Source organism: Plantibacter auratus, assembly GCF_050587365.1.
Classification (GTDB): Bacteria; Actinomycetota; Actinomycetes; order Actinomycetales; family Microbacteriaceae; genus Plantibacter; species Plantibacter auratus.
The window spans coordinates 1,294,744-1,307,597 of sequence record NZ_JBOBFV010000001.1; the positions used below are offsets into that span (position 1 = coordinate 1,294,744).

The window sequence follows — 12,854 nt, forward strand, 5'->3', positions numbered from 1 at the left end:
CACCAGCGTATCCGAGAGCACGGGGCGGGACGATGGGGAGCGCTCCCCATGCCCGACGGCGTTCTCAGCCGACCACGACGCGGATCGGGAACTCCCCGATCCCGATCGTCGAACCGGCTTCGACGACGTAGGCCTCGCCTGGCTGGCAGACGGTGACCGCGCCGGACGCGTCCGTGATCGTCGTGCCGTTCGTGGAGTGCAGGTCCGTCACGCGGAGCGACCGCCGACCGGGTACGACGACCGTGTGCGTCTTCGAGACGGACATGCGCGGGTCGACGAGTGAGCGCAGCTCGGCGTCGGGCTGTTCCGGCCGCGCCGCAGGGTTGCGGCCGAGCAGGATCGGCCCGCGGAGCGGGATCCGCTCGCCGTCGGGCAGCTCGAGCGCGAAGTCCCCCGCTCGCAGCGACGCTGAGACGACGGTGGCACCGAGATCCGCTCCCGGTGTCGGGACGACGGTGTCCGCTGCTGGCCGGACCGGTCCCGGCACGTTCGGCTCAGGCGCACCCGGGGATACCGGCGCACCGGCGAACAGTCCCGGCGGAACAGTGATCTGCAGCTCCGGCGGGACCGAGGACGTCGATGTGGCCGGAGCGCGCGTCTGAGCGGGTGCGACCGGTGGCTCACGGAACTGCGGCTCAGGAGCGGGTGCCTCGACGACGAGCGGCGTCGGTTCAGGCGCGGACCCCGCGGGAGCCCACATCGGTTCGGGAGCCGGAGCTGCGGTCCCCGGGGCCCCAGGGACCGGAGTCTCGGGCATGGCACGTTCGGGAGCCGTCACCTGGGCAGCCGGAGCCTCGAAGACCGGAGCCGGCTCGGCGGACGTCGGGGTCGATACGGCAGGGGACGGTGTCGACACATCGGCCGTCGCCGGAGCCCAGCCCGGGGCGACCGACCCGTCCGTGACCGGGACGTGTGCGGATGCACCCGTAGGAGACACTTCTGCGCTGCCCGGCGCCGCTGCTGGACGCGGAGCGAGGACGGTCCGAGCGCCGTGCACCCGCAGGGTGGCGGAGGCGTCGGGGTCGGACTCGGTCACCAGCTCGGCGAGCGCGCGCAGGAAGCTCAGGAACGGCTCCTGCCCGAGCAACGAGCGCTGACGCCGACGCTTCTGGACGCCGTGCTGCATGATGAACGTCGCGGCGGCCGTTCCCCGTGCGGACGGGGCGGTCGTGATCGCGAACGCGAGCAGCGGAGCCGGATCGTCGACCGAGACGACCCGCAGGCGGATGTCCGCGCTCGTCCCACCGTCGATCGCGACGTAATGCCTGGTCTGCTGCGCATCCTCACCGGAGGCGGCGACCGCACGTTGGACGAGCGCGACGACGTCGTCAGCGGTCCCCGCGAGGTCGAGATCCAGACCGGTGTCGGTCAGGTCGGGTGATCTCATCGGTGGTTCCTCCCCAAGCGCCGTCGGCCGACGACGGCAACGGATCGATTATCGCCTACGCCGTCGCCCTCGTGGGGAGGGTCGAGCAGCGCACCGCGCGGGCGGGCCCGGGGTGGACGTCGCATCGGCTCACCGCGCGTCGTGCTCCCACGGCCAGCGCGGGGTCGGACGCCGCCCGGTCGACGACGTGGCGACGGCGGCGGCCGCGAGGACGATGACGAGCGCCAGCACACCGACGGTGACCGAGAACGGCCCGGTCAGTGTCGTCACGGCGAAGGCGGCGGCGTCCGCTCCGTCCCGGCTGGCGATCGCGTCGAACACGCCGCCGCTCACGCCGTACGCGAGCCAGGCGAGGAGCCCTGCGAGGACCGCGGAGCCGACCGAGACGCGCAGCGGGGTGCGGCGCGTCTCACGGATGATCCCCCAGAGGACCACGATCGTTGCGACCACGACCATGAGCGGACCGGTCAGTGGGCCGGCGTCCGGGTCGGTCACGACGTCGAGGTCTGCCAGCAGGCTGATGAACCCGAAGGCGCAGACGACGAGTGCCACGTAGGTGACCGCTGCGAACGGGGCGATCCACCAGGGACCGCGTGCTCCGTCCGCGTCACCGGTCATGCTCAGCGGGCGGTCGTCGGTCCGGCTTCGAGGACGCGCTCGTACTCGGCACGCGCCTCGAGGTTCGCCTCGCGCACCTTGCGGCCGCGGGCGGCGATCCAGCCTCCGAACCAGACGGGGATCTCGCGGGCGACGACGAAGGCGAGGACCGGCCCGAACGTGAAGGCGACTCCGGTGACCTCGGCGAGGATCTCGTCGATGCTGAGCGTCCAAGCGCGCTCCTGGATCAGGAACCCACCGACCCACGCGAGGAAGACGACCAGGCCGATGATGAAACCGCCGAGCACCCAGTGCACCCAGCCGGAACGGTTCACGATGGTCGCGGTCACGACCCAGGCCAGGAAGAAGCCTGCGGCGGCCATGAGGAACGGCCAGCTGGTGGCGATCTGGATGAGGTTCTCGACGAACGTACCGTCGCCTTCCAGCACCAGCTGCAGGCCCGCGACGGCGGCCGCGTAGAGGCCGGCGAAGATGATGGTGCCGAGGAGACCGATGAGGATGCCGAAGCCGCGGTTGCCGCGGACTTCCGGCTCGGACGGTGCCTGGACGTACAGCGGGAAGGCCTGCTGCTGTTCGGTCTCGGCAGCGGTGGCGGTCTCGGTCGCGCCGGAGCGGGCGACCGGCTCGTAGGCCGCGGCGGGGTACGGGTGGGCACCGGTGTCGGCCTGCCGGGTGGCCGCCGTCGACGTCGGGGTGCCGGCGGTGTCGTCGTCGTCGAAGTCGATGTTCGAGTACGCGCGCTGCGGCGTGTGCGGCTGGTACGGACGCGTCTCGCGCACCCCGGCGTCCGAGGCCGTGTCGGCGCGGTCTGCGACCCGACGGTCGTCGACGACCGGGTCCGCGCCGACGCCGTCCGCCGTGGTGATGGTGTCCTGCTGCACGGTGTCCTCGGAGAGGATGTCCCGCTCAGCCACGGGCCTCTCGGACGCGGGCTGCTCGGACGCGGTCGTGGGACGCGCGGAGCCAGACGCGGTCTGGGCAGCCGCCGGAGTGCTCGGGTCGGTCGGCGATCCGGGCTCGGGGTTCTGGGTGCTCATCGCGTACTCCTTCGGCGGAAGCCAGTTCAGGAGCGCCCTCACGGCACTCCGCTCGCCACGGTAGCAAGCCGGGGCACGGATGCTCGGCAACCTCGCCGGGACTCGCTCACTCCCGTCGACCCGATTCAGGTCTGATTCATATCCGGAGGAAACGGTCTCCTCAGCTCCGCGCGGTTGAGTGGGACTTCTACCAGACATCTGTCGGATCACTGCCGATCCCGCGACGCCGACCCCCCACGGCGCATCCCCCGGAAAGGCCCCATGCCCGAGCAACTCCCCCACGACCGTCACGCCGACGCCCGTTCCCCGTTCAGGCGGCTCTCCTCCCGCTACCGCGCCCTTCCCATGCGCGGGCGACGCGTGGTCGCCGGTACCGCTGCCGGAGCCGTCCTGCTCCTCGCCACCGCGGTCATCGCCCCGATCGCGCTGCAGCAGTCCGACACGACCTCCTCTACACCGGCCGCGCAGGCGGTGGACGACACGACGTCCACGGTCCCGGCCTCCACGGTCAACGCCACGGCGGTCACCGCGATCTCCGCGACGACCGGTTCCGTCGCGGGTGGCAGCACCCTCACCGTGAGCGGTGTCGACGTGGACGGCGTGACCCGCGTCGTCTTCGGTGAGCAGGAGGCCCGGATCCTGTCGGCGACGAGCACCGAGGTGACCGTCGCGGTACCGGCAGCCACCGGCTTCTCCCCCGCCGACGTCGGTGTCGCCGTCTACGCGGACGAGCTCCGGGTCGACGGTGACGCGCTGAGCTACAGCTACGACATCACGAGCCCCGTCGACGCGCAGATGGCCTACGTGTTCACGCACTGGAACGGCTACAACCTGGCTGAATACGGCTCGCTGGTCGACACCGACTGCGCGAACTTCGCCAGCCAGAGTCTGCTGGAACGCGGGTGGACGATGGACGAGGACTGGTGGGCCGAGGGAACCGGCGACGACTTCGACTTCTCGAAGGCCTGGGTCAGCTCGACGTTCTTCATGAACTACGTCGAGGAGCACCCCGAGCTCGCCACCGCTCTCGACGACACGCAGCGCGACCAGGTCAAGGTCGGTGACATCGTGCAGTTCGACTGGGACAACAGCGGGGACCGCGACCACACGGGCATCGTGTCGAAGGTCGAGACCACCGACGCCGGCACCCAGGTGTACTACGCGGGGCACACCGACGACACCGACTACCGCACCGTGGATGAGGCGATCACCGTCATCCACCCCGGCGCCTCCGTCTACTACTGGAGCATCGCCTAGCCCGCTGTTCGGTGTCAGGCGGGGAACAGCGTCGAGACGATGGTCTGCGTCCAACCGGTGATGGCGACATTCGCCCAGCGGGTGGCCACCCAGGTGCCGTCACGCAGGAAATGGCGCTCACCGACGGTGTTCCCTGAGGGGTCGGCACGTTCCGTGAAACACATCGTCCCGCCGGTCTCCTCGGAACAGGTGAACCCGGCTTCGGACATCCTGGCCACCGCCGCCGCTTGGACGTCCCCCTCCACCTGGGCCACGTTCGTGAGGATGAAGACCTCACCGGCACCACTCGCCTTCGTGAGGTCACACGTGAGTCGGTCCGTCGGGGTGAGCAAGGCCACCAGGGCCTCGTCGTTCGACCCGAAACTCTCGGACAACAGCGGCTGCGACCAGGCGGGATTCAACTCGAGGAAACCGTCAGCGGTCAGTGACTCGATGTAGCCGGCGGGGAAGAGCTGCGTGCATTCGGTCGGACGCACCGGTGCAGCAGGGGTCTCAGCGGTGTCCGTCGTGGTCGGAGCAGGAGTGGAGCCGGCGGTCGCCGTCGCACTCGGTGTACGGGTCGAGTCGGCGGCGGGGGTGCCGCCCGGGCCGACGACCAGGAGCCCGATGACGACGATGAGCGCGATCGCCAGCACGCCGGCGAGCACGCTCAAGCCGATCACGACCGGATTGCGCTTCCGCTTGGGTGCCGGAGCTCCGTAGCGGCCGTCTGGCTGCACCGGGGTCGCGTCCGGCTCCAGCGGCTGGAACTGGCCGGTGGGCTGCTCGGGCTGATCACTCATCGGACCAGCATGTCGTGCAGAGGCCCGCCACACAACTCACCGATGCCTGGTTCGTTCGCCCAGGAATGGGCGAACGAACGACGGAGGGCCCGTCCCGATCGAGAAACGATCGGGACGGGCCCTCCGGGTGAGTCGTTCAGCCCTAGTTGTAGTTACCGGGGGTGAAGTCGTCGGAGCTGAAGCTGTCGAAGTCGACGAAGCTCAGGTCGGACTCGTTGAACGCGCCGTCCTCACCGAAGATGCGGTTCGGGTAACGCTCCGCCTTCGCCTCCTCGGTGGCCTCGACCGTCACGTTGCGGTAGCGCGCCAGGCCGGTACCGGCCGGGATGAGCTTACCGATGATGACGTTCTCCTTGAGGCCGACCAGCGGGTCGCTCTTGCCTTCCATGGCGGCCTGCGTGAGGACACGCGTGGTCTCCTGGAAGGAAGCGGCCGACAGCCACGACTCGGTCGCGAGGGACGCCTTGGTGATACCCATGACCTCCTGGCGAGCCGATGCGGTGCGACGACCCTCCGACACGGCCGAGCGGTTGAGCTCGGCGTAGCGCAGGCGGTCGACGAGCTCACCGGGCAGCAGGTCGGTGTCGCCGTGGTCGACGACGGTCACCTTCCGCAGCATCTGGCGCACGATGACCTCGATGTGCTTGTCGTGGATCGGGACACCCTGCGAGCGGTACACGCCCTGGACGCCACCGACGAGGTGCTTCTGGACCTCGCGGACGCCCTGCACGCGCAGGACCTCCTTGGGGTCGACCGCACCGACGTGGATCTTCTGACCGAGCTCGACGTGCTGTCCGTCCTCGACGAGGAGGACCGCACGCTTCAGCACCGGGTAGACGACCGGCTCGTCGCCGTTGTCGGGCGTCAGGATGACCTTACGAGCCTTGTCGTTCTCGTCGATCGTGATGCGACCGGCGGCCTCGGCGATCGGGGTCGCACCCTTGGGGGTACGAGCCTCGAACAGCTCCTGCACGCGGGGCAGACCCTGCGTGATGTCGTCCGCCGATGCCGAACCACCCGTGTGGAAGGTACGCATCGTCAGCTGGGTACCGGGCTCACCGATCGACTGGGCCGCGATGATGCCGACGGCCTCGCCGATGTCGACGAGCTTGCCCGTGGCGAGCGAGCGGCCGTAGCAGGCTGCACACACACCGACGGTCGACTCGCAGGTCAGGACCGAGCGCACCTTGATGTTCTCGACACCCGCGGAGACGAGCTTGTCGATGAGCACGTCACCGACGTCCTCGCCGGCCTCGGCGACGACCTCACCCTTCGGGTTGACCGCGGCTGCGGCCAGCGAACGGGCGAACACGGAGTTCTCCACGTTCGGGTCGCGCACGAGCTCACCCGAGCTGTCGGCGTTCGCGATCGCGAGCTCGAGACCCTTGGTCGTGCCGCAGTCGTCTTCGCGGATGATGACATCCTGCGAGACGTCGACGAGACGACGCGTGAGGTATCCCGAGTCGGCGGTACGGAGCGCCGTGTCGGCCAGACCCTTACGAGCACCGTGGGTCGCGATGAAGTACTCCGCGACCGACAGGCCCTCACGGTAGGAGGAGATGATCGGGCGAGGGATGATCTCACCCTTCGGGTTGTTCACCAGGCCTCGCATACCCGCGATGTTGCGGATCTGCAGCCAGTTACCACGAGCACCCGACGACACCATGCGGTTGATGGTGTTGTCCGCCGGGAAGTTCGCGCGCATTGCCTCGGCGACCTTCTCGGTGGCCTCCGTCCAGATCTTGATGAGCTCCTGACGACGCTCGGCATCCGTGGTCAGACCCTTGTCGAACTGGCTCTGGACCTTGGCGGCCTGCTTCTCGTAGCCCTGCACGATCTCGCGCTTGTTCGGCGGGGTCAGGACGTCGCTGAGCGCAACGGTCACACCGGAACGCGTCGCCCAGTGGAAACCGGCGTCCTTGATGTTGTCGAGCGTGGCGGCGACGACCGTCTTCGGGTACCGCTCCGCGAGGTCGTTGACGATCGAGGACAGCTTGCCCTTGTCCGCCACGTCTTCCACGTATGGGTAGTCCGCCGGCAGCGCCTCGTTGAAGAGTGCGCGACCGAGGGTCGTCTCGACGAGCGCGACACCCGAACCCTCGTAGCCCTCGGGACCCGTGCCCTCGGCGAACGTCACGTCGGTCAGACGGATGCGCACCTTGGCGTTGAGGTCGAGCGAGCCCTGGTCCTTCGCGAGGATGGCCTCGGCGACGGACGAGAAGGCACGGCCCTCACCCTCGACACCCTCCTTGAGGGTGGTCAGGTGGTGGAGGCCGATGATCATGTCCTGCGTGGGCAGGGTGACCGGGCGGCCGTCGGACGGCTTCAGGATGTTGTTCGACGCGAGCATCAGGATGCGCGCCTCGGCCTGGGCCTCGACGGAGAGCGGGAGGTGGACAGCCATCTGGTCGCCGTCGAAGTCCGCGTTGAACGCGGCGCAGACGAGCGGGTGCAGCTGGATGGCCTTGCCCTCGACGAGCTGAGGCTCGAACGCCTGGATGCCGAGACGGTGCAGCGTTGGCGCACGGTTCAGCAGCACGGGACGCTCGCGGATGATCTCCTCCAGCACGTCCCAGACCTCGGGACGGCTGCGCTCGACCATGCGCTTCGCGGCCTTGATGTTCTGAGCGTGGCTCAGGTCGATCAGGCGCTTGATGACGAACGGCTTGAAGAGCTCCAGCGCCATCTGCTTGGGCAGACCACACTGGTGCAGCTTCAGCTGCGGGCCGACGATGATGACCGAACGGCCCGAGTAGTCGACGCGCTTGCCGAGCAGGTTCTGGCGGAATCGACCCTGCTTCCCCTTCAGCATGTCGCTGAGGGACTTCAGGGCACGGTTGCCGGTACCGGTGACGGGGCGACCACGACGACCGTTGTCGAACAGTGCGTCGACGGCCTCCTGCAGCATCCGCTTCTCGTTGTTGACGATGATCTCGGGAGCCCCGAGGTCGAGCAGACGACGCAGACGGTTGTTGCGGTTGATCACACGACGGTAGAGGTCGTTGAGGTCGGAGGTCGCGAAACGGCCACCGTCGAGCTGCACCATCGGGCGGAGCTCCGGCGGGATGACCGGGACCACGTCGAGCACCATCGCGGCCGGCGAGTTGCCGGTGATGAGGAACGAGTTGACCACGCGCAGACGCTTGATGGCGCGGATCTTCTTCTGACCCTTGCCCTCCGCGATCTGGTGGTGGAGCAGCTCGGACTCGGCCGCGAGGTCGAAGGACAGCAGGCGCTTCTTGACCGCCTCGGCACCCATGTAGGCCTCGAAGTACAGGCCGAAGCGGTCCTGCAGCTCGTGGAACACGGAGTCCTCGGGCTTGAGGTCGCCGACCTTGAGGTTGCGGAAGTCCTCCCAGACGCGCTCGAGGTGAGCGATCTGCTCGTCGTAGGACTTGCGGGTCTGGCTCATCTCCTTCTCGGCGGCGTCCTTGGTGCGACGCTTCTGCTCGCTCTTGGCGCCTTCCTCCTCGAGGGCGACGAGGTCGTCCTCGAGCTTCTTCAGGCGGTCTGCGATGCGCGAGTCGCGCTGGTCGCCGAGCGTCTTGATCTCGAGACGGAGCTCGTTCTCAAGGCCGGGCATGTCCTGGTGACGTGCGTCCTCGTCCACATCGATGACCATGTAGGCCGCGAAGTAGATGACCTTCTCGAGGTCCTTGGGCGCCATGTCCAGCAGGTAGCCGAGGCGCGAGGGGACACCCTTGAAGTACCAGATGTGCGTGACCGGGGCGGCGAGTTCGATGTGGCCCATGCGCTCACGGCGCACCGACGACTTCGTGACCTCGACACCGCAGCGCTCGCACACGATGCCCTTGAAGCGGACCCGCTTGTACTTGCCGCAGGCGCACTCCCAGTCGCGGGAAGGACCGAAGATCTGCTCACCGAACAGACCGTCCTTCTCGGGCTTGAGGGTGCGGTAGTTGATGGTCTCGGGCTTCTTGACCTCTCCGTGCGACCAGGCACGGATGTCGTCTGCGGTGGCCAGACCAATGCGAAGCTCGTCAAAAGTTGTGACGTCGAGCAATGTATCTCCTATGAAAGGTTTCGTCAGTCTCTACAGTGGTCAGGCTTAGATCTCGTCGATGGACGACGACTCGAACCTGGAGGAAATGTTGATCCCGAGCTCCTCGGCGGCGCGGAACGCGTCGTCGTCGGTGTCGCGCAGGCTCACCGCGGTGCCGTCGGCCGAGAGGACCTCGACGTTCAAGCACAGCGACTGCATCTCCTTGATGAGCACCTTGAAGCTCTCGGGGATACCCGGCTCCTGGATGTTCTCGCCCTTGACGATGGCCTCGTACACCTTGACGCGGCCGAGGATGTCGTCGGACTTGATGGTCAGGAGCTCCTGGAGCGCGTACGCGGCTCCATATGCCTCGAGGGCCCAGACCTCCATCTCACCGAAGCGCTGTCCACCGAACTGAGCCTTACCACCGAGCGGCTGCTGCGTGATCATCGAGTACGGACCCGTCGAACGCGCGTGGATCTTGTCGTCCACGAGGTGGTGCAGCTTGAGGATGTACATGTAGCCGACCGAGACCGGTGCCGGGAACGGCTCGCCGGAGCGGCCGTCGAACAGACGGGCCTTTCCGGAGGAACCGATGAGGCGGTCGCCGTCGCGGGTGACGTTGGTCGAGTCGAGCAGACCGGCGATCTCCTCCTCGGAGGCGCCGTCGAACACCGGGGTCGCGACCTTGGTGTTCGGCTCGGCCGAGTGCGCGGCAGCCGGGAGCTTCTTGGCCCAGCTGGGCTTGCCCTCGACGTTCCAGCCCTGCTTCGCGATCCACCCCAGGTGGATCTCGAGGACCTGACCGAAGTTCATTCGACCGGGGATACCGAGCGGGTTGAGGATGACGTCGACCGGCGTGCCGTCCTCGAGGAACGGCATGTCCTCGACGGGCAGGATCTTCGCGATGACACCCTTGTTGCCGTGACGGCCGGCGAGCTTGTCGCCCTCGGTGATCTTGCGCTTCTGGGCGATGTAGACGACCACACGCTGGTTGACGCCCGAGCCGAGCTCGTCGTCGCCGTCCTGTGCGTCGAACACCTTGACGGCGATGATCGTGCCGGCTTCACCGTGGGGAACCTTCAGCGAGGTGTCGCGGACTTCGCGGCTCTTCTCGTTGAAGATGGCGCGGAGCAGGCGCTCCTCGGCGGAGAGCTCGGTCTCACCCTTCGGCGTGACCTTGCCGACGAGGATGTCGCCGGGGCGGACCTCGGCACCGATGCGGATGATGCCGCGCTCGTCGAGGTCCTTGAGCAGCTCCGGGCTGACGTTCGGGAGATCACGGGTGATCTCCTCCTTGCCGAGCTTGGTGTCGCGGGCGTCGACCTCGTACTCCTCGATGTGGATCGAGGAGAGGACGTCGTCCTTCACCAGGTTCTGGCTGAGGATGATCGCGTCCTCGAAGTTGTGACCCTCCCACGTCATGAAGGCGACGAGGAGGTTCTTGCCGAGCGCGAGCTCGCCGTTCTCCGTTGCGGGGCCGTCGGCGATGACCTCGCCGGCCTCGATGCGTGCACCCTCGGAGACGATGACGCGGTTGTTGTAGCTCGTGCCCTGGTTGGAGCGGTCGAACTTGCGCAGGTAGTAGGTCTGCGTGCCACCCTCGTCGAGCTGGATGGTGACGGACTCGGCCGACACCTCCTGGACGACGCCGGCCTTGTCGGCGGTGACGACGTCACCCGCGTCGATGGCTGCGTAGCCCTCCATACCGGTACCGACGAGCGGCGAGTCCGACATGAGGAGCGGGACGGCCTGACGCTGCATGTTGGCACCCATGAGTGCGCGGTTCGCGTCGTCGTGCTCGAGGAACGGGATGAGGGAGGTCGCGACCGACACCATCTGGCGCGGGGAGACGTCCATGTAGCCGATCTCCTCGGACGGGATGAGGTCGACCTCGCCGCCCTTCTTCCGGGCGAGGACGCGGTCCTCCTGGAAGTGGCCGTCGCTCTTCAGCGGAGCGTTGGCCTGCGCGACGATGTAGTTGTCCTCTTCCATCGCGGTCAGGTAGTCGATGTCCTCGGTGACCCGGCCGTCGACGACGCGACGGTACGGGGTCTCGATGAAACCGAACGAGTTGATCCGCGCGAACGATGCGAGCGAACCGATCAGGCCGATGTTCGGGCCTTCCGGGGTCTCGATCGGGCACATGCGGCCGTAGTGCGACGGGTGGACGTCTCGCACCTCGACGCCTGCACGCTCACGCGACAGACCACCGGGGCCGAGCGCCGAGAGGCGACGCTTGTGGGTCAGGCCCGCGAGCGGGTTGTTCTGGTCCATGAACTGCGACAGCTGCGAGGTCCCGAAGAACTCCTTGATCGCGGCGACGACGGGGCGCACGTTGATCAGGGTCTGCGGCGTGATGGCCTCGATGTCCTGCGTGGTCATGCGCTCGCGGACGACGCGCTCCATGCGGGACAGACCGGTGCGGACCTGGTTCTGGATGAGCTCGCCGACGGCGCGGATGCGACGGTTCCCGAAGTTGTCGATGTCGTCCGTGTCGAGACGGAGGTCGACGGGCTTGCCGTTGCGGACACCCGGGAGGGTGGCCGTGCCGCGGTGCAGGGCGACGAGGTACTTGATCGTGGCGACGATGTCGTCGGTCGTCAGGACGGAGTCGCTGAGCGGCTTGTCGAGACCGAGCTTGTTGTTGATCTTGTACCGGCCGACCTTCGCGAGGTCGTAGCGCTTCGAGTTGAAGTAGAAGTTGTCGAGGAGCGCACGCGCGGCCTCGGCTGCGACCTGCTCGCCCGGACGGAGCTTGCGGTAGATGTCGCGGAGCGCGTCCTCCTTGGTGAGGATCGTGTCCTTCTCGAGGGTGAGCTCGATCGACTCGTAGCCCTTGAACTCCTCGAGGATCTCCTCGCTCGTCATGCCGAGCGCCTTGAGGAACACGGTGACGGACTGCTTGCGCTTGCGGTCGATACGGACGCCGACCTGGTCGCGCTTGTCGATCTCGAACTCGAGCCAGGCACCGCGGCTCGGGATGACGCGAGCGGAGAAGATGTCCTTGTCGGAGGTCTTCTCCTGAGCCGACTCGAAGTACACGCCCGGGCTGCGGACGAGCTGCGAGACGACGACACGCTCGGTGCCGTTGATGATGAAGGTACCGCGCTCGGTCATGAGCGGGAAGTCGCCCATGAAGACCGTCTGGGTCTTGATCTCACCGGTGAGGTGGTTCATGAACTCGGCCTCGACGTAGAGCGGGGCCGCGTAGGTCTTGCCGCGTTCCTTGCACTCGTCGATGGAGTACTTCTCGGGCTCGAGGTACGGGTTGGCGAAGGAGAGCTGCATCGTCTCGCCGAGGTCCTCGATGGGCGAGATCTCCTCGAAGATCTCGTCGAGGCCGCTCTTCGTGGGCAGGTCCTGTCGGCCGGCCTGGGTGGCTTCTTCGACGCGTGCCTTCCACACGTCGTTGCCGACCAGCCAGTCGAAGCTCTCGGTCTGCAGAGCCAGGAGGTCTGGAACCGTGAGCGTGTCGGTGATCTTCGCGAACGAGAGGCGGGATGCTCCGCGGCCGTTCTTGGGTGAGTTGGTGGTTGCGTTGCGCGCAGCAGCCAAGGGGATAACCTCCGGAGGCCTGTTGGGGGCCGAGTTACTGGTCGTCAGTGGAGTTACTCACCAGAAAGGAACATGTGGCGGGTTGGACCCGCACACCAGCCGACCGCAATATGAAGGCATAGAGATTCTGGGAGCGCAAAGAACAACTATATGCCGGAATCTACGGCGTGTCTACTCTTTCCTTGACGAGTTTTCGACTTTCCGGTATAACC

The 12,854-nt window shown here is 67.3% G+C and carries 7 protein-coding genes; 1 reads left to right on the forward strand and 6 read right to left on the reverse strand.

Annotation, left to right across the window (positions count from 1 at the left end):
- Positions 1–64: 64 nt before the first annotated feature.
- The 3 genes from ACQ3HE_RS06065 to ACQ3HE_RS06075 form a co-directional block, all read right to left on the reverse strand.
- Entirely contained in the window at positions 65–1,387 is a 1,323-nt protein-coding gene (locus ACQ3HE_RS06065; protein ID WP_430891682.1) for an FHA domain-containing protein, read from the reverse strand.
- Between the two features lie 129 nt (positions 1,388–1,516).
- Complete coding sequence (locus ACQ3HE_RS06070; protein WP_411557984.1) at positions 1,517–2,005, reverse strand: DUF6121 family protein; 489 nt, start codon at positions 2,003–2,005, stop codon at positions 1,517–1,519.
- Between the two features lie 2 nt (positions 2,006–2,007).
- Positions 2,008–3,042: a hypothetical protein gene (locus ACQ3HE_RS06075; RefSeq protein ID WP_426737289.1), complete on the reverse strand. Its 1,035-nt coding sequence runs from the start codon at positions 3,040–3,042 to the stop codon at positions 2,008–2,010.
- 261 nt (positions 3,043–3,303) lie between these two features.
- On the opposite strand from ACQ3HE_RS06075, the gene ACQ3HE_RS06080 reads away from it, so the two are divergent.
- Positions 3,304–4,299: an amidase domain-containing protein gene (locus ACQ3HE_RS06080; protein WP_430891683.1), complete on the forward strand. Its 996-nt coding sequence runs from the start codon at positions 3,304–3,306 to the stop codon at positions 4,297–4,299.
- A gap of 14 nt (positions 4,300–4,313) precedes the next feature.
- Here ACQ3HE_RS06080 and ACQ3HE_RS06085 read toward each other — a convergent pair whose 3' ends face one another.
- The 3 genes from ACQ3HE_RS06085 to rpoB form a co-directional block, all read right to left on the reverse strand.
- On the reverse strand, positions 4,314–5,081 hold the full coding sequence (locus ACQ3HE_RS06085) for a hypothetical protein (protein WP_430891684.1): 768 nt from the start codon (positions 5,079–5,081) through the stop codon (positions 4,314–4,316).
- A 142-nt stretch (positions 5,082–5,223) separates the two neighbouring features.
- Positions 5,224–9,105 (reverse strand): DNA-directed RNA polymerase subunit beta', encoded by a 3,882-nt coding sequence (locus tag ACQ3HE_RS06090; RefSeq protein WP_079705238.1) that lies wholly within the window; start codon positions 9,103–9,105, stop codon positions 5,224–5,226.
- 45 nt (positions 9,106–9,150) lie between these two features.
- The gene (rpoB, locus tag ACQ3HE_RS06095) at positions 9,151–12,642 is read right to left on the reverse strand and encodes a DNA-directed RNA polymerase subunit beta (protein WP_079705237.1); all 3,492 of its coding nucleotides are present in this window, start codon (positions 12,640–12,642) and stop codon (positions 9,151–9,153) included.
- Between the last annotated feature and the right edge of the window lie 212 nt (positions 12,643–12,854).